The 23,751-nt window shown below is 68.5% G+C and carries 15 protein-coding genes; 11 read left to right on the plus strand and 4 right to left on the minus strand.

The window, feature by feature from the left end; translation table 11 throughout:
* Nucleotides 1-6 precede the first annotated feature (6 nt).
* From AMK16_RS19790 to AMK16_RS19800, 3 genes are read left to right on the plus strand one after another with little or no spacing between them, the layout of a single operon-like run.
* Entirely contained in the window at nucleotides 7-2,799 is a 2,793-nt protein-coding gene (locus tag AMK16_RS19790; protein ID WP_073917502.1) for a Z1 domain-containing protein, read from the plus strand.
* Nucleotides 2,796-3,803, plus strand: a complete 1,008-nt coding sequence (locus AMK16_RS19795; protein WP_073917505.1) for a PD-(D/E)XK motif protein — start codon at nucleotides 2,796-2,798, stop codon at nucleotides 3,801-3,803. The genes AMK16_RS19790 and AMK16_RS19795 overlap by 4 nt, the downstream gene beginning before the upstream one ends.
* The gene (locus tag AMK16_RS19800) at nucleotides 3,796-5,814 is read left to right on the plus strand and encodes an AIPR family protein (protein WP_073917508.1); all 2,019 of its coding nucleotides are present in this window, start codon (nucleotides 3,796-3,798) and stop codon (nucleotides 5,812-5,814) included. The genes AMK16_RS19795 and AMK16_RS19800 overlap by 8 nt, the downstream gene beginning before the upstream one ends.
* Nucleotides 5,815-5,964: 150 nt before the next feature.
* On the opposite strand, the gene AMK16_RS19805 is transcribed toward AMK16_RS19800, so the two are convergent.
* Together AMK16_RS19805 and AMK16_RS19810 are read right to left on the minus strand one after the other, a co-directional pair.
* On the minus strand, nucleotides 5,965-7,941 hold the full coding sequence (locus tag AMK16_RS19805) for a DNA cytosine methyltransferase (protein WP_242438804.1): 1,977 nt from the start codon (nucleotides 7,939-7,941) through the stop codon (nucleotides 5,965-5,967).
* Nucleotides 7,942-8,350: 409 nt separating this feature from the next.
* Nucleotides 8,351-10,396, minus strand: coding sequence for a hypothetical protein (locus tag AMK16_RS19810; RefSeq protein WP_143196836.1), 2,046 nt, complete (start codon nucleotides 10,394-10,396; stop codon nucleotides 8,351-8,353).
* Nucleotides 10,397-10,976: 580 nt separating this feature from the next.
* Here AMK16_RS19810 and AMK16_RS35830 point away from each other — a divergent pair.
* From AMK16_RS35830 to AMK16_RS19825, 3 genes are all read left to right on the plus strand, one after another.
* Nucleotides 10,977-11,966, plus strand: coding sequence for a helix-turn-helix transcriptional regulator (locus AMK16_RS35830; protein ID WP_143196837.1), 990 nt, complete (start codon nucleotides 10,977-10,979; stop codon nucleotides 11,964-11,966).
* Nucleotides 11,967-12,431: 465 nt separating this feature from the next.
* Nucleotides 12,432-13,661 carry a serine hydrolase domain-containing protein gene (locus tag AMK16_RS19820; protein ID WP_073917515.1) on the plus strand — a complete coding sequence of 410 codons (1,230 nt, stop codon included), beginning with the start codon at nucleotides 12,432-12,434 and terminating at the stop codon, nucleotides 13,659-13,661.
* A gap of 200 nt (nucleotides 13,662-13,861) precedes the next feature.
* A complete protein-coding gene (locus tag AMK16_RS19825) occupies nucleotides 13,862-14,362 on the plus strand; it encodes a GNAT family N-acetyltransferase (RefSeq protein ID WP_073917517.1) in 501 nt (166 codons plus the stop codon).
* Between the two features lie 28 nt (nucleotides 14,363-14,390).
* Here the strand turns inward: AMK16_RS19825 and AMK16_RS19830 are convergent, their stop codons facing one another.
* A complete protein-coding gene (locus tag AMK16_RS19830) occupies nucleotides 14,391-16,076 on the minus strand; it encodes a bifunctional 3'-5' exonuclease/DNA polymerase (RefSeq protein ID WP_073917824.1) in 1,686 nt (561 codons plus the stop codon).
* 311 nt (nucleotides 16,077-16,387) lie between these two features.
* Here AMK16_RS19830 and AMK16_RS19835 point away from each other — a divergent pair, with 311 nt between their 5' ends.
* The 3 genes from AMK16_RS19835 (at nucleotide 16,388) to AMK16_RS19845 (ending at nucleotide 20,321) form a co-directional block, all read left to right on the plus strand.
* Entirely contained in the window at nucleotides 16,388-17,560 is a 1,173-nt protein-coding gene (locus tag AMK16_RS19835) for a DUF2786 domain-containing protein (protein WP_073917519.1), read from the plus strand.
* Between the two features lie 350 nt (nucleotides 17,561-17,910).
* Complete coding sequence (locus AMK16_RS19840) at nucleotides 17,911-19,956, plus strand: FUSC family protein (RefSeq protein WP_073917521.1); 2,046 nt, start codon at nucleotides 17,911-17,913, stop codon at nucleotides 19,954-19,956.
* Nucleotides 19,957-20,075: 119 nt separating this feature from the next.
* Nucleotides 20,076-20,321: a DUF397 domain-containing protein gene (locus tag AMK16_RS19845; protein ID WP_199885484.1), complete on the plus strand. Its 246-nt coding sequence runs from the start codon at nucleotides 20,076-20,078 to the stop codon at nucleotides 20,319-20,321.
* A gap of 142 nt (nucleotides 20,322-20,463) precedes the next feature.
* Here AMK16_RS19845 and AMK16_RS19850 read toward each other — a convergent pair whose 3' ends face one another.
* Nucleotides 20,464-20,970, minus strand: coding sequence for an ATP-binding protein (locus AMK16_RS19850; protein ID WP_073917523.1), 507 nt, complete (start codon nucleotides 20,968-20,970; stop codon nucleotides 20,464-20,466).
* A gap of 339 nt (nucleotides 20,971-21,309) precedes the next feature.
* Between AMK16_RS19850 and AMK16_RS19855 the strand changes: the two genes are divergently transcribed.
* Nucleotides 21,310-22,188 carry a helix-turn-helix domain-containing protein gene (locus tag AMK16_RS19855; RefSeq protein WP_073917525.1) on the plus strand — a complete coding sequence of 293 codons (879 nt, stop codon included), beginning with the start codon at nucleotides 21,310-21,312 and terminating at the stop codon, nucleotides 22,186-22,188.
* An 89-nt stretch (nucleotides 22,189-22,277) separates the two neighbouring features.
* Entirely contained in the window at nucleotides 22,278-23,735 is a 1,458-nt protein-coding gene (locus tag AMK16_RS19860; protein WP_073917527.1) for an aldehyde dehydrogenase family protein, read from the plus strand.
* Nucleotides 23,736-23,751 lie beyond the last annotated feature (16 nt).

The following is a 23,751-nucleotide window of genomic DNA, read 5'->3' on the forward strand; positions in this document are numbered from 1 at the left end:
GTCGCTGTGAGCACCACCCCCGAAGACAGTCTCGAGAAGGCCGAACAGACCGCGTTGCTGCTCCTGCCGGGTGACCGCCAGGCAACGCCGGCCGAGGTGGACTTCGCCGTGAACACCGCGGTCAGCATCCTTGCTGCCCAGGGGATCACCGTGGAGCGGGACCAGGTGCGAAAGGTGCTCGAGGCCCGAGCTTCCGTGTTCCAGGCTGATTCCTCCGCCATGACGAACGACGAGGGCCACGTGGCCTGGCTCGCCGACGCGAAGGCAGACCGGGAGTGGGACTTCTGGGACCGCTACCGGCGCTACCTGCTGAGTGTGTCCAAGCTCCCGACGCAGCTCGTGCGCCGCCTTGACCAGAGCACCGACGACGTTCTCGGTGAGCTGGAAGACCCTCAGCGAGAAGGCATCTGGCGCAGGACCGGGCTCGTGATCGGACAGGTACAGTCCGGTAAGACGGGGCAGTTCATCGGGCTCGCCGCGAAGGCAGCCGACGCCGGCTACCGGCTCATCGTGGTGTTCGCAGGGATCCACAACGACCTGCGCAGCCAGACCCAGCTCCGTATCGACGAGGGACTCCTCGGGTTCGACACCCAGTACCAGTTCCGCTCGGACGACGACGCGCATCGTCATATCGGTGTTGGCGCTATGTCGCATCACGGCAAGCGGCTGAAGGCCGCGTCGCTCACCACCAGTCACGAGAAGGGGGACTTCGCCCGGAAGACGGCGGTCTCCGCGAACGTGCCGGTGGGCAGTGTCCCAGTGGTCCTCGTGGTCAAAAAGAACCGTCGGATCATCGACAACCTGCGCGACTGGGTCATCGACAACCACGGCGTGGAGGACCCGGAGACCGGCCGGATGGTCGTTCCCGACCTTCCCTTGTTCGTGATCGACGACGAAGCCGACAACGCCGGGGTGAACACTTCCAAGGACCCGGACACCAACCCGTCGGCGATCAACAAGGCCATCAGGCGGCTGGTCAACAGCTTCACAAAGGCGTCCTACGTCGGCTACACCGCGACTCCCTTCGCGAACATCTACATCAACCCCGACACAGACGATGCCGAACTGGGCCCCGACCTCTTCCCGGAGAGTTTCATCCGTACCCTGCGGGCGCCGTCAAACTACCTCGGTCCCGAGCGTCTCTTCGGTCTGCAGACCGACGGCGACGAGGAGGACATCGAGCCCCTGCCGCTTATAAGGCACATCAAGGACACGGACCTCTGGGTGCCGGACAAGCACAAGTCCCACCTCCAGGTTCCCGACTTCCTTCCGGAGTCGCTCCAGCGCGCCATCCGGTCCTTCGTCCTGACCTGTGCGGCACGCCGAGCGCGCGGGCAGGTCGCAGTGCACAACTCCATGTTGGTGCACGTGACTCGCTTCACCGCTGTGCAGCAGCAGGTCCGCGACCAGATCGACGCCCATGTACGCCTGCTCTTCGACGTTCTCCAGGACCGGTTCAGCAGCGCACGTGAAGAACTCGAGGAAGAGCTGCGGCAGCTCTGGGAGGAGGACTTCGTCCCCTGCACCGAGGACATGACCGGTGACAGGCTCGACTGGGAGGAAGTCGAAGCTCATCTCCATGCCGCCCTCGCGAAGATCATCGTCATGGCCGTCAACGGTGCGGCGAAGGACGCCCTCCAGTACTACGAGCGCCGGGAGACCGGCTTGTCAGTCATCGCCGTAGGCGGCGAGAAGCTCTCCCGCGGTCTGACCCTCGAAGGGCTGTCGGTCAGCTACTACCTGCGTGCCTCCAAGACGTACGACACCTTGTTGCAGATGGGACGTTGGTTCGGCTACCGGCCTCGCTACGAAGACCTGTGTCGGCTGTACACGACACGTACGCTGCAGCGCCAGTACGCGGAGATCACTGCCGCCACAGACGAACTCCGGCGCGACGTCGAGGAGATGTCCGCGGTTGGACTCACCCCCCGCGAGTACGGTCTCAAGGTCAGAACCTCGTCGCTAGGCCTCGGTATCACGGCGTCCAACAAGATGAGGCAGGGCACACGTGTCCGCCTCAGCTACTCCGGTGAGCTTCCCGAGACGACCATCTTCGACCTCTCCGAGAAGGTGGTCCGTAGCAACCACGAGCTGCTGGAGTCGTTTGTCGCACGCCTCGATGCGCACTCCGCCAGGGAGGTGGACGAGCGGAGCGGGACCATTGTCTGGAGCGGCGTCGCATCCTCCGACGTCACCGAAGGTTTCCTCGACTCCTACCTCACCGACCGACAGGCCCAGCGGGTGCGGCCGGCATTCATCGCGGAGTACGTACGCCAGTGCGCCAAACAGGGTGAGCTGGGCAACTGGACGATCCGTCTGGCGAGCCGACTGCCCGAGGGAGCTCCGGCCGAGATCGCAGGCCATTCCGTCGGCCTCATCACGCGCAGCCACTCCAGGTCCTCGGAAGTTTTTTCCGGCCGCTACACGATCAAGCGTGTGCTCAGCCCTGCCGACGAGCTCCGCGACCTGACCCCGGAACAGCTCAAGCGTGCCCTGGAAGCCACGCAGGAAGCCGCGAAGGGGAAGCTCAACAGGAAGGGGGAACCGCTCGATCCGGACACCCCCCGCGGTCGGCCTTTGCGTCACCAGCGCCGCCCTGACCAGCCGTTGCTTCTGCTCTATCCCCTCAGCCCTGCCGAGGTGGCCAAGTCGTCGGGAAACCCCGAGCCGGTCGCTCCGCTGGTCGGGTTCGCAATCAGCTTCCCGTTCTCCCGCCACCAGTTGAAGACTGAGTACGTGGTGAACGACATCTGGTTCAAGCAGGACATGGAGTTCGACGACTTCGAGGACGAAGAGTGATCGACGAGAGTGTGTGGCAGGAGCTGGAAGCTCACCAGCAGACCCCGGGGAGGTCCACCCGGCGGCTCTACCCCGACTCCCCACACGACATCCAGGTGTCGGTGACGCACCCCGCCCTCCGGCGGATGCTGCTGCTCGGCACTGACGCCAGGACCGCTGACACCGTACGTCAGGAGATCCAACAACTGCCGGCCACACGTGGCCTGCAGCTGAACCTGTCGTCGGTGTCCGGCAACCAGTACGAGCTCCAGGTCATGCTCACTGACGACGAACTCACGGAGGTGTTCACCCCGCTCGTCTCCGACATCGCAGAGGTGGTGCGGGACTCACCGACCACCGAGACGGCGGCGGAGGCTGCGGTTCGTCGCTACGTTGGGTGGCAGCAGCTGCTGCGCTCTGTGTCACGCGAGGGCCTGTCCCGACAGGCTCGGTGCGGCCTCTTCGGCGAACTCCACTTTCTCCTCGAGTACGTATTGCCGGCTGTCGACCAGCACACAGCTATCAGCTCTTGGACCGGACCCCGGCAGACGAACCAGGACTTCCAGCTGCCTGGCGCTGCGGTCGAGGTGAAGTCGACCACGGTCCGCTCTCCCCGGACGGTGCAGATCGCGAGCGAGCGGCAGCTGGACACGGCCGACTCGACGCCCCTCGCACTGGCCCATGTCGTCCTCGACGACCGGCAGCGGGGGCTCGGCACGAGCCTGAACGGCCTGGTGGACGAGATACGGGCTCGTCTGACCTCACCGTCCGCCTCACAGCGCTTCGAGAGCCTGCTGGTCCAAGCCGGCTATCTGCCGAACCAACGGGACCTCTACGACCATGATCGCTACACCCTGCGTCGCAGCGAGTTCTGGACGGTCGGGGAGGGTTTCCCCCGGATCGTCGAGGCCGCGCTGCCGCCCGGGATCGGCAACTGCACCTACACCATTGACGTGTCGGCCCTGGCCACCCACAGCGTGACCGCCGAAACACTGGTCGACCTGATCCGAGGAACCCATGGCTGAGCACGACGTCCACGAGTACTCCCGCGCGCTGGTCACCGACATCCAGGCGCTGGCGGACGCCGAGGGCGGCTCGATTCCGAACACGTTCACCCAGCACGTACTCGAGATCCTTGAGGAAGCCGGTGTCGTCACCGACGCGGCACTCGCCTACCACTCATCTCGGGGACTGGAGATCTACGGCTACGGCCTGCCTGAGGACGGGTCCAGCCTCGACCTCTACACGACGGACTTCAACCTGACCCCGTCGAGCAGCAAGCTGACCAAGGCCGAGTCCGACAGGCTGTTCCGCAGGTTGTTCGCGTTCCTGGGAAAGCACGGGGCAATCCGCCCCAACCAGGAGGACAACACCGACGTGCACGACATGTGCGTCGGTGTGGAGAAGGCGTTGTCGAATGTTCCGAAGATCCGCCTCTTCCTCCTCAGCAACCGGGTCAGCACGACGAGCGCCCCGGAACCCACCGAGTTCGAGGGGATCCCCGTCACCTACGAGCTCTGGGACCTCGCGCGGCTCCACAGGCACGAGACATCCGGGAGCATCGGCGAGCCCATCAAGGTGACTTTCGAGCGTCCCCTTCCGTGCCTGGCGGCTCACAGCGACGAGCCCAACTACTCGGTCGTCCTGGCCGTGATTCCCGGTCGGCAGCTGGCCGAGCTGTACAAGGAGCACCGGACCCGACTGCTCGAACTCAACGTCCGGTCCTTCCTCCAGACCCGCGGCGCCGTGAACAAGGGTATCCGCGACACCCTGCTGAACGCTCCGGGCCAGTTCCTCGCCTACAACAACGGTGTGACCGCCACCGCCTCAGACGTGGACTTCGAGACCGACGAGGCTGGCAGTCCCATCGCCATCAGGAGCATGACCGGCCTCCAAATCGTCAACGGCGGCCAGACCACCGCCTCGCTGCACCACGTCCTGACCCGTGACAAGCGGGACTTGGACGGGGTACACGTGCAGATGAAGCTCACGATCGTCGATCCCGCCCACCTTTCCGAGATCGTTCCGAGGATCTCCCAGTACTCCAACACCCAGAACAAGGTGACGCTCGTCGACTTCAGCTCAAACCACGAGTTCCACGTCGCCTTCGAGCGTGTCTCCCGCAGCCTGTGGGCTCCCGCAACCGACGGCAGCGGTCAGGAAACGCGATGGTTCTACGAGCGGGCTCGGGGTCAGTACACCGACAAGTCCGCCGAGTATGAGACGCGCGCCGCCCAGCGCAAGTTCAAGCTGATCACGCCGACCCGGCAGAGATTCAGCAAGTCCGACCTGGCCACCTTCGTGCACTCCTGGGAACAGCTCCCGCACTGGGTGAGCCGCGGCGCCCAGAAGAACTTCGCCCACTTCATGGAGCGGATCGAGAAGTCCGATCCCGTCGTGGACGTGCAGTACTGCAAGCGCGCCATCGCCACCTCCCTCCTTTTCCAGGCTGCCGACCGGATCGCCCGTACACACTCGGCTGGTAGCCACAAACGGCTGATCACGACCTACACGGTCGCCCGGCTCTCGCTTGAGGCCAAGAAGCGGATCGACCTCGACAGGATCTGGAACGAACAGGGCACCACAGATGCCCTGAACAGCGCCCTCGACGAACTCTGTCCCTTGATCATGGAAACGGTGATCTCCGGCGACCGGCACGTGTCGGAATGGGCGAAGAAGCCCGACTGCTGGGACGAGGTGTCGCGCATCCCGTGGACGCTCCCCGCCACGCTTGCCACCGAGCTCACGGCTGATCCCTTCGAGATCGCCTCGCCCGAGAGCACCGAGTCGGACGAGGCAGAAGCCGCCGTCGAGGACATCCCCAGCGAGGAGTGGCAAGCTCTCGCGGATTGGGCCCGCGAGGGCCGGGTCCTGCGCTCCGTGGACAGGCAGCTCGCCGACCGCGTCGCGCAGCGTCTATCCCAGGGGCGACGGGTCGTCGGGGCCCAGGCCAGGCAGGCGATAGAGGTCTACGAAGACGCCCTGCGGCAGGGGTTCCACCCTGTTCCCGCCGACCTTGACCACGAGACGGCGTGAGCGGCGGCAGTCCCGGAACAGTTGGGGCTGCCGCTGCAGGGTTTCCTCGCCTAGCAGTCGTCTGGAAGTCAAGGCTGACGCCGAGCGAGCCACCCGCCCATCGCCGACGCCACACGCCTCAGCGTCCCTGTTCTGCCGGGGAAGGACCTGTCAGTCTGCGGATAGCACAGCATCGAAGGTGGCTGCGGCTCCCTCGTCCTCCTGTGGACGGGTTGGGCAGTAGTCACTCAGCGGGCAGCTTCCACAGACGGGCTGCTTGTCCCGGCACAGGTTCTCGCCGACGAACCTGATGGCGGCCATGCGCACCGGTGCATCACGGCCAGCGCCGAGAAGCTTTATGAGGTTAAGCCGCCCCTCGGTCAGTCGGTTGGTCAGGTGTGATTGGTTCTGCTGCAACCTCGCAGCCACCCGCAATGCACCCTGGTTGACCAGCATGATGTCGTCGCCGGCCAGCAGTCTGAACAACGCGAGCTCAGCTGGCTTGAGCCCCATCATCTTGCTGTGATCAAGGATCGAATCCGCGTCTACCCAGACCTCGGGCTTGTCGACAACCGGACCGAGTCGGTCTTCCAAACGCTGGCGGGCTGCTGCTGTCGGTGCCGCGTTCACGAGGGCAAGGTAAACGTCCCGTGTCAGTTCCTTGTGTCCAGCAACACCGTTCATCACGTTGGCGAGCTGACTCGGATGCAGCTTGCCTCCCGAGAGCACCGCCATGACGAGAGCGCCGAGCGGCTTCATCTTCCGGCCGTTGGGGAACTGGTACCACTGCTTACCAGCGCGCTGCTCCTTGGCCCAGCGAGTCAGCTCCTCACGTACCTTCGGCCACTTGTCCGTGGCCTCGTGTCCGACGGGTGCATCTTGCGGCAGGAGAACCCGGGCTGCAGCTTCACCCAACAGCGGGGGAACCGCGTTGCCAATCTGCCGGAAGGCGTCGCTCCGTGTGCCTGCGAACCGAAAGCGGTCCGGGAAGGTCTGGATCCTCGCGGCTTCACGTACGGTCAGCGTTCGCGGCTCTTCAGGATGGATGTACCAGTAACCATCCTTGGCGATGTGCGCAGTGATTGTACGGCTCAACTCGTTCCAGTCGAGCTTCTTGTACTTGTCCGTGAACTGCTCCGCGTCGTACCTCTGGAATTCCTTCTCGTCGTCTCCCAGCTTCTCCTCCAGCTCGGAGTAGAGGGTCTTGGAATCCATGATGGTGAAAATCTTGAAGTCGTCAGCGCGAACCCGTCGCGTCATGTGGTCATGGATTACATTTTTATCCGCCTTCTTGCGCATCTCCTTGGCGAAGGGAGAAGGTTTCGGCTCCTGATTCTCGTCGTAATCAAGAATTCGGGAGCCCACCGGGTCCAAAGGCTTCGGATTGATCGCAGGAAGGTCGCTAATGGCATCCCGAAGGGTGGTCTGCTTCTTTGGCTTATCCCACGTGAAGCTGCCACCATCTCTCCGCGCAAGCAGGATCAGACGCTTCCTGTGCTGCGGAACGCGATAGTTCCACGCATCGACGAGACGAACCTGGGTCGCGTACCCAAGGCTCTCCAGCTTTGCCTCGATGATGCGGATCACGCTGAAATCGTCGCCGAGTCCCATGTCGGGGACGTTCTCCATGAGGACAGTACGAGGAAGGAGCTGCTCCACCACGTCGACATAGGCGCGCCACAGTTCCTTGCGGATATCGTGCGGGTCGCGGTTGTGGTTGTCGACCAAGTGCCGAATCTTGCTACGCCCGGCACGACTGAAGGGCTGACAGGGAGGGCCTCCCGCCACGATGTCGATCTCGGCTCCGGAGTCAAGAATTCGCTGGACGAACGCGCCTCGCTGTCCGTCGTCCCCGAGGTCGACACAAAGGCTCATTCCGGGGAAGTTCACCGCATGAGTCTCGCGTGCCCGCTCGTCGAAGTCCACGGCCGCGGCGGTGGTCCATCCGGCTCGTTCAAGGCCGAGACTCAGACCGCCGGCGCCCGAGAAAAGGTCAACGGCGAGGCGCTTGCCTTTCCCGTAACCAGACCGGACCCATTCCCCGAATTTTTCTGGCTCACAGTGGTATTTGTGCTTGTCCAGCTTGAGGTAGTCGCTCCGCTCCAGGGGCACGCCATACGTATTTTTCGCCCCCTTCTCCTTTGCCACGACCCAATCCTCCGTACTTGCCGACCTGAACGAGCTCCAGGAGATCACGCATGACGCTGCGGAGGCAAGGCTTCCGGTTGGTCCGCGCCGCCGTAAACCCTCGACTACCACGCGGGTGACCTGCCGAGCGAACGCCACCGCCCACTCGCCGTGCGAAAGTGGTCGCTTAAAGTAGTGATCTCCTCATGAGACACCCCATGTTAAAGGAGCCCCCCTAGGACTCTCCCCGTGACTGTCTTGTTTCAGGGCGACACATCCACGATCGCTACCTGCCTCAACGAGACCCCGCACCAGAAGACACGTTCGATCACAGTGCTGCGCCTCGTTTCATAGGCGCCGTAACCACCGCGGCCGCTGGCCCACCGCACGTACTGGCTTCTGAAGCATGATCTGCGCTGTGTCGGGGATCTCAACCGCCAGACTCGTCGAGTGCTGTGACCCACGGCAGGCGAGCTGGCGCATGCCTCAGTAGGACCCGATCCGCCGGCACGAACTCGTGGACGAGCTCGAAGGCGCGAGCGCTCCGCAGCCGGTGGCAGTGGCCAGCAAGGACTTCTGCGAAGGCAAGCAACTTGCGTCGGGCTGGGCCCTCAAGCAGCTGAGCTGCCGCCGTGGCGCCGTCGCTGATCAGCTTCGTTGTGCTGATCAACTCGTCCTTGGCGGCTGAATCGCCTTGTGCAAGGGCAGGCGACAAGCGGTCTCGTTCTCCGACCACGTGGGCAGCGGCCAAGCAGAGAACCGTTGAAGATGCCGTCTCGGCGGGTTCTCCGGCATTGGTCATGGCATTCGCTAGTAGAGGGAGAACGGCGAAAGGGATGGGGTCGGCAAGCTCCCAGAGGGGTGCCGCGACCTGGAGTCCGGCATGTGTTCCCCTACGGTCCACGCACAGAGGTGCCCGGCCAAGAGAAGTCTGACGTAGTTCCCAGCGCTCGACGCTGGGGTCCGCCAAGGCGGCCCTGAGAAGCGCCCGGCACGCCGCGCTCAGAGTCTCAACGGAGATGTCAGGCACGTCCAACCGTACGAGGCTGCCGTGGCGTCGGATGTCCAGCACCGGGTATCTGGCTTCTCCAGCTGCCTGAAGTACCGAGAGATCTCGGCTGACGTAGTTCGGGTCTTCCACGCCCCAGGTGATCAGCGCTGCGTTCTGCGCGTAAGCCAAGGCAACTCCGTGCTCAAACCCGTGGCAGATGGCACGAGCTCGGTTCGCTGCGTCCATTACCTGATCCAGGTCCGTGGGTTGTCCGCCTAGGAGGAGCGTGCTGTTGACAGGGTCCCAGCGGAAGTCTTCGTGTGCGTTCGCGTTTCGCCACTCAGTGCGGATCGTCGAAGCCAGGAACTTGCACAGCGGTTCACCGTCTTCAGCTGTCAGCCGGTCCCGTACGGTCGAGAGCGCAGCGCCGTGCGGAACCGCCCTGCCCAGCAGTTCCATGACCACGGCGGCCGTGCGCTTGACGTCACCTTCCAGCACGGCCCTGTGCAGGTCCATGGCCGCACGCGCCTTTTCCTCTTGGTGTTCCTCGCGGTTGTAGGCGTCGCGGTAGGCGACCTGCCCGCGATGGGAGGACAGCATCTCCGGCTCACGATCGACGTGTCGTGCAATCACCGAACACGTCAGTTCCGGTTCGGCCTTCAGATGGGACGTCACCAGATCACGCGCCAAGAATGCGGCGCGATGCGCCACCAAGGGGCGATCGGACAGCGCGAGGGCGGCAAGGTGATGGAGCAGTTTCACCGTCAGCGGTAGCGAGTCATCGACCAGATGCCTCATGCTCCGTCGCAGCCGACGATCGAGCGCACTCGGAGCCTGCGCCCAAGCGGCCAGCAAGCGGGCCCGTGACGCCACACCCGATCCGGGACGCAGTTGCTCGGCCGGCATCCCGAGCGTTCGCTGATAGACGTCCTCGTCGGGAAGGCTGGCGTGATCAACCTTGGCGGCAGCCTCCAGAGTCCGTCCAGTTGCTTGGGCCGCGAGAGCATGCCTCCGTACCTCAGACCAAGCGAACTCCGACCATCCCTGTTCCAGGCAGGCGAACAGCGTTCGCACCTCGTCCCGATTCGCATTCGCCAGGTCAGTCGCTAACCGTCGCTCTGCCGCGCTGGTGCGGGACGGACTGAACCGGGAGACCTCTTCCGCGACAGTGCCCACGGTGACCACCGACGCGCAGAGGCGCCGCAACAGCTCCGGAAGCTCCTTCCCCACGATCCGGCCGGAGGCGGTCCGCAGTCGCAGAATCTCCGCGACCGTCTCGTCGGTCTCCCGCTGAAGCCGAGGTAGGTCGGCGTCCCTCAACACTGACTTCCATTGCGCGCGGGTTACCGGAACAAAGGCCACGTCCTGCTGCCCCGTGATGAGTGCAGGAGGTGGGGAGAGATCCAACTTTCGGATCACCGCTGGCGCTGCGGAACAGGACTCTTGGTCGACTGCGCCCAGTTGGTCGGGCAGGGATACGTCCACCAGTACAGGATGACACCGGAGCCCATCCCGAAGGGTGTTGTTTTCCTCGCGCCTGTCGGTGCCTGCGTACCCGACGATGCTGGTGTGGAGTACCCCATTTGTGTGGATCGGATCCACGGTCTGAGTGAGCGAACAGGGTGCCACAGGGTGGATTGGGGGGCACGCGGGGTCCGGGCCGTACCTTCCTGAGCTGGGGTAGCGGGCTTGGCGGCGTGGTCTGGCACGGGTCGGGATGATCTTGTGGAGCCTCGTGATGTTTGGATCTCGGGTTCGAATCCCGAAGGCGGCTCTGTAGAAGCCTCAGGTCAGACATCTGGCCTGAGGTTCTTTGCTTCTGCTGTCGATCTGCATTCAAGGGCGGGGCCCGCGGGATGCGCGGAGCCAGGGGAGTCGGCGGACCGCTCCTGAATTGCGAACCTGGTGACAGCTGAGTCGAGATGGCTCTCCTGAGTCCGCAGTGAAAGCCGAGTGCAAACATTCTTTACACGATCGGGTGGTCTGGCCAGGGGGCGAGCCTTTACGTCTTTCTGGGTTCGCCACACTCGGTTGTGGATGGTCGGAGGAGATTGGGGTCTGAATCATGCCGGATGTCTTCGATCGCATTGAATGGGCTGTTCGGGATCTTTTCAGAGAAGAGCCGGTCTGTGTCCATGTGGGAAATGTTGAAGAATGTGAAATTAAGCGCCATCCGACTTATCCGCGATTTCGCGCTTCGGCGATCCGGTCGGGTCGGTCCGCTCCGACTTCCCGTCTATGGGAATCCATGATCACCATGGGGAGGCTGTGTGACCTGGATGGCGACCAAACCTGGCGGCTGGTCATCCTCGATTGCATCACTCCCTGCTTTCGTCCGCTTTCCGCGAGTATCGCCCGTGACTTCCGCATCGAGTGTGAAGAAATCCGGTCAGCAATGACGGCAACGGCGTTGGAGGTATGGGCAGACACTGCCATGAGTGTTCCGCCGCGTCACGTCAGGGATCGCATGGTCAAGGCGGCTTTCGATGTCGCCTTTCGTCGTGGGAGGGCCGCATCTTCGGAGTGCTCGGCCGACGACGTCGAGATCTTCCGGCCTGAATCGAATGCTCAGGACTCTACGCTGCGGGCATTGTCGATTATTGATGTCAATAGCATCCGTGACGCGGGCGTCGCAGAACAGATCAGGGGTGAACGATTCGGGTCGCTACTTCATATGCTGGGCTACTTCGACGTAGTGCGGGGTTTTCACGATCAAATTCGTGCCGGCCGCCGTTCGGGGTCGGTCAGTCAAGCGATGAAGGTCTCTCGGCCGACCCAATCTCAGATTTCCGGCCAGAGCAGCTACTATTATGCCTCGGATCTCTACCCCTCGTTCATTGGGCTCCGAGAAGCGGCAGGGGTTATGGGAATTGCCGAATCTGCCGCACATCGACTCATCAGGGCCGGGCAGTTTCCTTTCCCTGTGGCGAGGGCGGGACGGAGCTACAAAGTCTCCGTCAGGGCCCTCATGCGCTTTATGGATATTCCGGATGCCATTGTTCATGTCGACGACGTTGAGAATGGTGCCCTTCATGCGAGTGGCTGCGTACGGTGAGCCAGCAGCCAGCAGCCAGCCGACTTCGGCCGGATCTGATCCAATACCGGCTAGCCCGCCCTCCTCGATCACGGCGTCGCCGAGGAACGGCTTTCGTGAGCGGTGCGTGAGCGGACGGGGTGGCACAGGGTGGATTGGGTGGCACGCGGGGGCCGGGCCGTACCTTGCTGACCTGGGGAAACAGGATTCCGCGGCACTGCCCGGAACCAGCTGGGATGATCTTGTGGGGCCTCGTAATGCGTAGGTCTCGGGTTCGAATCCCGAAGGCGGCTCTGTAGAACCCCCAGGACTCACTCGCCGTGACCTGGGGGTTTTGCTGTTTTTCGGGACGGGTCAGCGGGCGCCGTGTGGAGTGGGCCGGTGTGGCGGCCGGGGCGGGGCCGGCGGTCGCCCGGGCGGCGTGCCGGGTCTAGCGTGGAGAGACGGTGGGTCGGGGCGCCGGCGTCGGGTGGCAGGAGATCGGTCATGACGTCACGGGTGAGCAGGACGGCGGTCGCGGTGGTGGCGGCGGCGCTGATGGCCGTGCCGGTAGGGGCGGGGGCGGTGTACGCCTGGGACGCGGGCGCTCCCGATCCCTCGCCGGGGGTTTCCGGTACGGCTCCCGAGTCGGAGCCGTTCCCCGAGCTCACGCCCGCCGTGGCCGCGCAGTTGGACGGGGCCGTCCGGAAGGTCATGGACCGGGCCGAGGTGCCCGGGGTGATGGTGGCGCTGTCGGCGCCGGGCAAGGGCGAGTACGTCAGGGCGTTCGGGGTCGCGGACAAGGCGACGGGGGCGCCGATGCGGACCGGTCTGAACATGCGGATCGGCAGCGAGACCAAGACGTTCACCGTGACGGCCGTCCTCCAGCTCGTGGACGGGGGCAGGGTGGGGCTGGACGATCCGATCGGGAAGTACGTCGACGGGGTTCCCAACGGCGACCGGATCACCCTGCGCGAGCTGGCCGGAATGCGCAGCGGGCTCTTCAACTACTCGGAGGACGAAGGCTTTTTCAAGGCCCTGACGAGTGATCCCCGGCGGCCCTTCACCCCGCGGGAGCTGCTCGACTACTCCTTCCGGCACCCCGTGCAGTTCGCGCCGGGCGCCGAGTTCGAGTACTGCAACACCAACCTGGTACTGCTGGGGCTGGTGGTGGAGAAGGTGACGGGCAAGCCGCTCGCGTCCTCCATCAACGACCGGGTCGTCGGACCGGCGGGACTGCGGCACACGCTCTTCCCCACGGGCGCGGAGTTCCCCGCCCCCCACGCCCACGGCTACACGAACCAGACGGCCTCCGGGAAGACCGAGGACGCCACCGACTGGAACCCCTCCTGGGGCTGGGCGGCCGGCGCGATGATCTCCGACCTCGCCGACTTGCGGTCCTGGGCGAAGACGCTGGCCACCGGCACCCTGCTGACGCCGGCCACGCAGGCCGAGCGTCTGAAGGTGAGCCCGGCGGGCAACCTGCCCGACACGGGCTACGGCCTCGGCATCTTCGACGTGGACGGCTGGATCGGGCACAACGGTTCGCTGCCCGGCTACGAGTCGCTGACCGTGTACCTGCCGCAGTCCCGGGCGACGCTGGTGGTGCTGCTCAACACGGACATCTCCTTCGAGGGCTCCGAGCCCAGCTCGCTCTTCGGTGAGGCGATCACCCGCATCGTCACTCCGGACCACCTCTTCCGGCTGCCCGCCCAGCCGGTACCGGGACAGCACTGAGCCGCTTCGCCCGCCCGCCCGCCCGCCCGCCCGTCCGCCCTGCCCGCCCCCTCCGCCCCGTCCGTCCTACCGTCCTATCCGTCCCGTCCGCCCCGCCCGCCCCGCCTTCCCGGCGGTCGACCGGCCTCCCGGCCTCCGCGCGCCCATGGGCCCCTGCGCACAATGAGTGCCGACGCGATGAGTGGACCAGGGAGACGCACATGAACGGTCGGGCGGCACACGACGGCAGCGGGAGCCCGCGGGGTGAATCCGCGGTCGCGGTGCGGACCGCGGGGGAAGCGGACCTCGACGCGGCGGCGGCCCTGTTCCGCGGCTACCTGGACTTCTACGAGGTGACGGTAGGGGACCCGGACCGCCCGCGCGCCTTCCTGGCGGAGCGGATCGCCAACGACGAGTCCCTCGTCCTGCTCGCCGAGGTCCCCGGAGCCGGGACCGTCGGCTTCGCGCAGGTCTACCGCACCTTCTCGTCCCTCGCCCTGCGGCCCGCATGGATCCTGGGGGACCTCTTCGTGGACCCCGCCGGCCGCCGCACCGGCGCCGGCCGCGCGCTGCTGCGGGAGGTGCTGCGCCGGGCCCGCGAGGCCGGGGTGGCGGGGGTGCAGCTGGAGACCGCCTACGACAACACCGTCGCGCAGGGGCTGTACGAGGCGGAGGGCTTCGTCCGCGAGGGGTTCCACCTCTACTTCCGCTCGCTGGACTGAGCACGCCCCGGCCGGTCACCGCCCGCGGTCACTTCGCGTCGGCGTAGCACTCCACGACCGCCGTCGTGAACGGGAAGCGGACGGGGGTGTCGCCGAAGGCGATGCGCCCGGCCCGCTCGCCGGCGGCGCCGATCGCCTCGGCGACGGCCGCGGCCTCCTCGGCCGGGCAGTGCACCACCACCTCGTCGTGCTGGAAGAAGACCAGCTCGGCCCGCATCCCGACGAGGGCCTGCCGCAGCGCGGCGAGCAGCAGCAGGGCCCAGTCGGCGGCGCTGCCCTGCACGACGAAGTTGCGGGTGAAGCGGCCGCGGGCCCGGGTGTCGGTCGAGGCGTAGCCGGGGGTCCAGGCGTCGTCCCGGTCCTGCGGGACACCGGCCTCGCCGCCGCCCCCCTCGTCCGGGTCGCCGGAAACGGCCGGCGGCGGGCAGGTGCGGCCGAGCCAGGTCCGCACGAGCCGGCCCTCCTCGCCGGCCCGGGCGGCTTCGTCCACGTAGGCCACGGCCCGGGGGAAGCGGCGGCGCAGGGCGGCCAGGTTCTTCAGGCCGTCGCCGGACGTCTGCCCGTAAACGGCGCCCAGTACGGCGAGTTTGGCCTTGTCCCGGTCGCCGGAGAAGCCCTGCCGGGAGACGGCGGTGTAGAGGTCCTCGGGCCGGCCGGCCACCTCCATGAAGGCGGGGTCGCGGGAGATCGCGGCGAGTACGCGGGGCTCCATCTGGTCGGCGTCGGCGACGACGAGCCGCCATCCCGGGTCGGCGACGACGGCTCGGCGGATCACCTTGGGGATCTGCAGGGCGCCCCCGCCGTTGGTGACCCAGCGGCCGGTGAGGGTGCCGGCGGGGAGGAACTCCGGGCGGAAGCGGCCTTCGTGGACCCAGTCCGCGAGCCAGGCCCAGCCGTGGGCGGTGTAGATCCGGTACAGCTTCTTGTACGCGAGGAGCGGCTCGACGGCGGGGTGGTCCAGCCCCTGGATCTCCCAGCGGCGGGTGGACTTGAGCTTGATGCCGGCCTCGGCGAAGGCCCTGATCACATCGGCGGGCAGGTCGGGGCGGACCCGCCGGCCGAACGCGGCGGAGATCCGGTCGGCGAGCTCGGCCAGCCGCCGGGGCTCCCCGCCGCCCGCGTAGCGCTCGCCGAGCAGCTCGGTCAGCAGGGCGCGGTGGACGTCGGCCCGCCAGGGCAGGCCCGCGCGGTTCATCTCGGCCGCGACGAGGAAGGCCGCGGATTCGGCGGCGGTGAGCAGCCGCATCCGGTCGGGGTGGGCGGTGGCACCGAGCCGGGCGGCCTGGTCGGCGTGGACCGCGAGCAGGGCGTCGAGGGGGACGGGTGAGGGCCGGGGCTCGAAGAGGGAATCCTGCGCACCGCGCTCGGCGGCCCGCGGCGCGGGGTCGGGCGGTACGGGGCCGCCGGTGAGGCGGGCCCAGGCGGCGGCGGCCGAGCGGGGCTCGCCGGACCGTCCCTCGTGGCCGAGCAGGAGCAGTTCACAGTCCTCGATGTCGTGACACCGCTCGACGCGGGCGCCGGCGGCGAGCAGGCGGGGGTACACGGCGGCGGTGGACCGCCAGACCCAGCGGGTGCCGGGCGGGGCGGCGCGGACCGCCTCGGCGGGGTCGCGCACGCGCAGCCGGGGGGTGGCGGGGCCGGTGGGGGTGGCGGGATGGGCGCGATCGGCCGGCTCGGCCGGATCGGCCGCAGTGGTACGGGCGGCCGGGGCCACGGGTGCGGCGTGCCACCAGCCGTCGCCGTCCTCCGCGAGGGCCCAGCGGGTGGGGGGTTCGCTCACGGGTGCGAGTGTCCCACCAGGGGCTGACAGCGGGGGTCCGGCGCGTCGGCGGGGCCGGGCGGGTTCCCGGCGCCGGGTCGTTGCCGGGTTCCGCCGCGGACCCCGTGGAGGCCGGGGCCGTGCCTCGGGTCCGCCGGGTCGTTGCCGGGCTCCGCCGCGGACCCCGTGGAGGCCGGGGCCGTGCCTCGGGCGGGGAGGGCGTACCGGGTCGGCCGGGCCCGGGGGGTCCTGCCAAGCTGGGAGGCGTGAGAGACCTTGCCGAGACCGTCGACCGAGCGTTCGCCGCTGCCCTGTATGCCCAGGACGACACCGGGCTGGACACCGGGGCGTCGCTGCTCGCGGCCGAACCGGCCCGGTGGGCGGGGGTCGGGCAGGAGTTGCTGGCGCGCGGGGAGGCGTACGTACGGCAGGGCTGGGAGCGGGGGTGGCGGCCGGCCGATGTGCTCCGGCTGGTCCGCCGCGACCTCGACGAGCGGCACGTGCGGATCACCGGTGACCTGGTCGCCGCCGAGGCGCGCCGCTACGCCCGCCTCCCGGAGCGGTGGACCGAGGCCGCGGCGTGGTGGGGTGAGGACACGGCCTACGCCGACCGGCTCGCGCAGCGCGAACGGGCGGACCGGTTCACGCTGGCCACCGCCTTCCTGGAGGTGCTGCGGCTGCTGATCCGGCTGCCCTCGATCGAGCCGGTGGGTCCGCTGCCCGGGGATCCCGCCGATCCGCTGGAGCACGCGCACATCGAGCCCCGGATGCTCGGCCGCATCCGGGCGCTGCTGGCGAAGGCCGAGGCCACCACCTTCCCCGAGGAGGCGGAGGCGCTCAGCGCCAAGGCCCAGGAGCTGATGGCCCGGCACACCGTGGACGAGGCGCTGCTGGTCGCACGCGGTGGCGCTCCCGCGCAGGTGCCCGGGGCGTGCCGGATCGGCGTCGAGGCGCCGTACGAGGAGGCCAAGGCGGTGCTGCTCGACGCGGTGGCCGGCGCCAACCGCTGCCGGGCGGTGTGGAACAGCGGCCTTGGATTCTCGACGGTGGTCGGCTTCGAGAGCGATCTGGAGGCGGTGGAGCTGCTGTACACCTCGCTGCTCGTGCAGGGCACGGCGGCGATGACGCGCGCGGAGGCCGCGCAGCGCTCGGGCGGGCGCAAGCGGACGAAGACATTCCGGCAGTCGTTCCTGCTCGCGTACGCCAGCCGGCTGGGGCAGCGGCTCGCGGAGACCGCGGCGCACACGGCGAGCGAGGCTCCGGACAACCTGCCGGCTCTGGTGGCACGCGACGTGGCGGTGACCTCCAGGGCGGAGGAGATGTTCCCGCGGACCACGACGACGCGGCTGCGCGGGGCGACGGACCACGCGGGCTGGGAGGACGGCACGGCGGCCGCCGACGCCGCCCACATGGGCGGCCGCCGCCCCCGGCTGCCGTAACCCCCGCCCACTGGCGTAGCCGCCCGCCCACTGCCGTAGCCGCACCCCGTTGCCGCCGCCGTAGACGCGGGCCCTGTGGCCCTGTGGCCCTGTGGCCTGCGGCCCTGTGGGCTTGCGGCCTGCGGCCTGCGGCCTGTCGGCTGCCGCCCGGGCCCTGCGGCCCTGCGGCCCGCGGCTGGGGCCGGACCGGCGTCTGCTCCCCGCAGCGGGGGCCGGGGCCGGACCGGCGTTCGCTGTCCGCTGGCTGCCTGGCCTCGTCCGCCGGCGTGGCGTGTCGTCGCCCTCGGCCCGCGCCCGTGGTGGCCCCTTTGTCCCCATTCGTTCGCGCTTCTTCGTTTAACCTCGCATCCATGAGCTGGTTCCGGGCGCTGAAGCACACCGCCCGGTCGGGCGTGGCGATCGAGCGGACCCGGCTCGAGCCGCTCGCCGCGTTGCGGGCCGCATTCGGGCTCGCCCTCGTGATCGGGGGCGGCCTCGCCTTCCTCGGGCCCGCTGCGGCGGTCAGTTCCGCCTTCGGCGCCTTCTCGGCCGCCATCGCGACCTTCCAGAAGAGCTGGCGTCCGCGGCCCGTCCTCGCCCTGGCCTCGGGTCTGACCCTCGCCGTCTCCACCTTCGTCGGCTACCTCGTCGGCTCCTCGCACACCCTGCTCTTCCTCGCCCTGCTCGCCGCCTGGACCTTCCTGACGGGCCTGATGTGGGCGGCCGGCCCCACGGCCGGGATCATCGCCTCCAGCAACGTCGCGATCGTGCTGGTCACCGTCACCCTGCCCACCTCCGTGCCCCAGGCCGCCGGGCACGCCGCGATGATCGCCGCCGGCGGGGTCGTGCAGGCGCTGCTCATCGTGCTGCTCCCCGTCCGCCGCTGGGGCGCCCGGCGTGACGCCCTCGCCGACGCGCTCGCCGCCGAGGCCGACTACGCCCGCCGTCTGCGCCACGACCCTCTCGCGCCCTTCGACCCGCAGCCGCTGATGCACGCCCGGGACGCCGCCGCGGTCTCCCGCCGCCAGGCCCGTCGGCGGCCCGCCGAGCTGCACGGGGTGCGCGGGCTCGCGGAGCGGATCCGGCCGGCGCTGGCCTCGCTCGCCGACCCGGCCGTCGGGGCGCCCGCCGAGGGGCCGGCGCGGGACCGGGTGCGCGAACTGCTCGCCGCCGCCGGGTCGGTCCTGGACGCCGCAGCGCGGGCGATCCGGCACGGCGCACGGGTACGCGTCCCCGCGCCGGCCCTTGCCGTACTGAAGTCCCCCGACACCGAGGACCTCCTCACCGGCGCGGCCCGCCGGCCCGCGCGCCGTCTCGCCGCCCTGCTGGACGACGTACTGGAGACGGCGGACCCCGGATCCGGGCGCGCGGACGATCCCGGCGAGCCGAGGCTGCGGCCCACCCTGCCCCGGCAGGTGCCGCTGACGTGGCGGGCCGTGCGCGCCGAACTGCGTGCCGGCTCCCCGGTCCTGCGGCACGCCGTGCGCGTGAGCGCCGTGGTCTGCGCGGGCTACCTGCTCGGCCACGTCCTGCCCTTCGGGCACGGCTACTGGGCCCCGATGGCTTCCGTGATGGTCATGCGGCCCGACTTCACGCAGACCTACTCGCGCGCCGTGGCCCGCTTCTGCGGCACCCTCGTCGGTGTCGCCGTCGCCACCGGGACCGTGCGGCTCGCGGAGCCGGGCACCTACCTGTCCGGCTTCCTGGCCGTGGTCAGCGCGGGCCTGATGTACACCCTGATGCGCACCGGGTACGCGGTCTCCCAGGTGTTCGTCTCCGCGTACGTCGTCTTCCTCCTCGGCATGGGCGGGGCCCGCTGGGACCAGACCGTGCCGGACCGGGTCGCCCTCACCCTGGTCGGCGGAGTGCTCGCGATGATCGCCTACGCCGTCTACCCGGCCTGGGAGACCCCGCGGCTGCGCACCCGCCTGGCCGACTGGCTCGCCGCGAACGGGCGGTACGCCGCCGCGGTGCTCGGCCAGTACGCGGATCCGGCCGGGGCCCGGCGGGCGGACGTGCGCGAGAGCCTGCTGGCCTCGCGCGAGGCCCGGGTCGCCTGGCACGAGGCGCTGGCGCGGGCCGCCGGCGAGCCGGTGCGCAGCCGGGGCCTGTCCCGCACGGCCGCGGCCGACGCCGGTGACGCCCTGACCGCGATGGGCCGCGGCGCCATGCTCCTGGAGGCGCACATCCCGGACCGCGCGCACGGGCCGGTCCCGGGCGCCGCCGAGCTGGCGCTGGCGCTGCGCGCCGCCACGCAGGAGGGCGCCGCGGCGGTGCGGGAGGGCCGGGTGCCGCAATGGGACGAGGTCCGCGCGGCGCTGGCATACGGGGCGCCGCCGCAGTCCCCGGTGCTGCGGCCGGCCGCCGAGCAGATGCTGGCCTCGCTCGACGAGGTGTCAGCGGCCTTGCGGGCGTGAGGAGAAGCCTCTGCGTGACGGGAGGGGCACCCCGCGTGCACGTGCATCTGCCCATGCAGGCGCTTGTGAACACAGCTATGATCCGGTGCAGTTGACATCTGCACTATCGGGGGCTTCCTGTGGACCACGCGTACAACGGGATGGCAGCTGCAGAACTCGCTTCCTTGTATGGACTGACCTGGCAGAAGAGCAGACACAGCAACTCACAGGGTTCCTGCGTGGAGTTCGCGAGGCTGCCCGGCGGCGATGTCGCCATGCGCAATTCGCGCTTTCCGGACGGTCCGGCGCTCGTCTACACACCCGCCGAGATAGAGGCCCTGCTCCTGGGCGTCAAGGACGGCGAATTCGATCATCTGATCAGCTGACGAACGGTTGGCGCGGAGCGCTCCGATCGAGCCGTGCACGTGCACTGGCCGGGACTGATCGCAATGATCAATCCCGGCCAGTTGTCCGTATCGGATGCCCTCGTGCTCCGGGGGCCGGCTCAGCGCCGGGCCCGGACCCGTCTCAGTCGTGGAGCAGGAAGAGGGCCCAGACCACCTTGCCGGTGAGCCGGCCCGCGAGCGGGTGCCAGCCCCAGCTGTCGCTGTAGCTGTCCACCAGGAACAGCCCCCGCCCGGACTCCAGGTCGAAGTTCTCGTCCGTCCGCTCCGGGGAGAAGCAGCCACCGGGCCGGTCCTCGCTGGGGTCGCGCACCGCGCACACCAGCCGGGTGCGCCACCGCATCAGGTGCAGGCGCACCGGCGGCTCCGCCTCGCCCGCCCGCCGGGAATCCTCCGGCAGGGCATGGCGCAGCGCGTTGGTGACGAGCTCGGAGACGACCAGCGCCACGTCGTCGAAGCGCCCGTCGAGGCCCCACTGGGACAGCGTCGAGCGAGTGAACGTGCGCGCGCCCCGCACCGCCTCGAAGCGGGCGGGCAGAGCGCAGGAGGCGGACCCGGAGACAGCCGTGGGGTCGACCGGGGGAAGCCCCTGCCGTAACGGCTCGAGCATGGTCGATCCATTCGTCCCCATGCGAGGCACTCCCGGGATTCGCGGACTAAGCGGCGGCTTTGTCCAAAGAGAACTGCGGGGTGGGTCCGGCGCCGGCGCGAGGAGCACGCAGGTGCGCGGGGACCATCGTTCCGAATGCCGGAGCCGGATGCAAGGGCAGATGCACGTGCACGCGCCGGACCTGTCCACTCCCGTGACGGTTCTTGCTCATTTCTTCCTACGCATGCGAGCGGACTTCTTTTCCGGGAGCCCGTATTCCGTTACAGAACGAGTACGGACCGATGCGTTTTGGTGGCAGACTGCGGGACCTGGGGTGCGGGGGCCCCACCGCACCGCGCACACCATGCGCACGCCATTGCGATGGGGAGGGCAGTACTAGTGACCGCAGAAGCCAGCGGTTCTGTGGTGCGTCGCATCCTCCTGGGCTCGCAGCTCAGGCGACTCCGAGAATCCCGCGGCATCACCCGTGAGGCGGCCGGCTACTCGATCCGCGCATCCGAATCGAAGATCAGCCGCTTGGAGTTGGGAAGGGTGAGCTTCAAGGCCAGGGACGTCGAGGACCTCCTCACGCTCTACGGAGTCACGGACAACGCCGAGCGCGAGTCGCTGCTGGGCCTGGTCCGCGAGGCCAACGCGACGGGCTGGTGGCACAGTTACGGCGACGTGCTGCCCGGGTGGTTCCAGACGTACATCGGTCTGGAGGGCGCGGCCTCGCTCATCCGCATCTACGAAGTCCAGTTCGTGCACGGCCTGTTGCAGACCGAGGCGTACGCCCACGCCGTCGTCAGCCGCGGCATGCCCGGTGCCACCGCCGCCGAGATCGACCGCCGCGTCGCCCTGCGCCTGGAGCGCCAGAAGGTGCTGGTCTCCGAGAGCGCCCCGGTCTTCCACGCCGTCCTCGACGAGGCCGCGCTGCGCCGCCCGTACGGCGACCGGGACGTCATGCGCGGGCAGCTGGAGCACCTCATCGAGGTCTCGCAGCGGCCCAACGTGCAGCTCCAGGTGATGCCCTTCTCCTTCGGCGGCCACGCGGGCGAGAGCGGGGCCTTCACCCTGCTGCGCTTCCCCGAGTCGGACCTCCAGGACATCGTCTATCTGGAACAGCTCACCAGCGCTCTCTACCTGGACAAGGACGAGGAAGTGGGGCAGTACGGCCGCGCCATGGAGCGGCTCCAGGCCGACTGCCCGGACGCGGACCGGACCCGCGATCTTCTCCGTGGCCTGCTCCAACTGTCTTGATTCGCACGTAGTATGACGTCTGATCAGTGCATGATGACCGATCGGTCTCCGGTGCAGCGCACGGGTGCGCGCTCGCAGTAAGGGATGGCATGTCCATATTCAGCGACCTGGCTCACCAGTACATCGACGGCGAATGGCTGGCCGGCACCGGTTCGTGGGACATCATCGACGTCAACCCCTACAACGGGGAGAAGCTCGCGGCCATCACGGTGGCCACCGTCGAGCAGGTGGACCAGGCCTACCGCGCCGCCGAGCGCGCGCAGCGGGAATGGGCGGCCACCAGCCCCTACAGCAGACGCACGGTCCTGGAGCGCGCCCTGCGGATCACCGAGGAGCGCGAGAAGGAGATCGTCGAGGCGATGATCGACGAGCTCGGCGGGACCCGTCCCAAGGCCGAGTACGAGGTCCACCTCGCCAAGGAGTTCCTCCGCGAGGCGATCCAGCTGGCCGTGCGCCCCCAGGGCCGGATCCTGGCCTCGCCGGTCGAGGGCAAGGAGAACCGGGTCCAGCGCCTCCCGGTCGGCGTGATCACCGTGATCAGCCCCTTCAACTTCCCCTTCCTGGTCACGCTGAAGTCCGTCGCCCCCGCGCTGGCGCTCGGCAACGCGGTGGTGATCAAGCCCAACCAGAACGCACCCGTCGTCGGCGGCGGGGTCATCGCCCGCATCTTCGAGGACGCCGGGCTCCCCGCGGGTCTGCTGAACGTCCTGGTCACCGACATAGCCGAGATAGGCGACGCGCTCCTGACCCACCCGGTCCCCAAGGTCATCTCCTTCGCGGGCTCGGACCGGGTGGGGCGCCACGTGGGGGCGGTCGCCGCCCGCCACTTCAAGCGGACGGTCCTGGAGCTCAGCGGCAACAGCGCCCTGGTCGTCCTCGACGACGCCGACGTCGACTACGCGGTGGACGCGGCCGTCTTCAGCCGCTTCGTCTACCAGGGCCAGGTCTGCATGGCCGCCAACCGGATCCTGGTCGACGCGGCGATCGCGGAGGAGTTCACCGGGAAGTTCACCGCGCGGGTGCGGGCCCTGCGGACGGGCGACCCGCACGAGGCCGACACCGAGATCGGCCCGCTGATCAACTCCTTCCAGGCCGACGCGCTGACCGCGCTCGTGGACCAGGCCGTGCAGGCGGGCGCGCAGGCGCTCGTACGGGGGTCTACGCGCGGCAACCTGGTCGAACCCACCGTCCTGGCCGGGCTCCCCGAGGACTCCCCGCTGCTGGGCCAGGAGATCTTCGGCCCGGTGGCCCTGCTGGTGGTCTTCGACGGCGAGGACGAGGCGGTACGGCTGACCAACGCGACCCCGTACGGCCTGAGCGGCGCCGTGCACACGCGGGACGTGGAACGCGGGGTCCGCTTCGCGCAGCGCATCGAGACCGGGATGATCCACGTCAACGACTCGACCATCGGGGACGAGCCGCTGGCGGCCTTCGGCGGCGAGAAGGCCTCGGGCCTGGGCCGGCTCAACGGCGAGGCCACGATCGAGGCCTTCACCACCCAGAAGTGGATCTCCGTGCAGCACGGCCGGACGCGCTTCCCGTTCTAGCGGGGAGCCGTTCTAG

It is taken from the genome of Streptomyces sp. CB00455 (assembly GCF_001905445.1).
Lineage (GTDB): Bacteria > Actinomycetota > Actinomycetes > Streptomycetales > Streptomycetaceae > Streptomyces.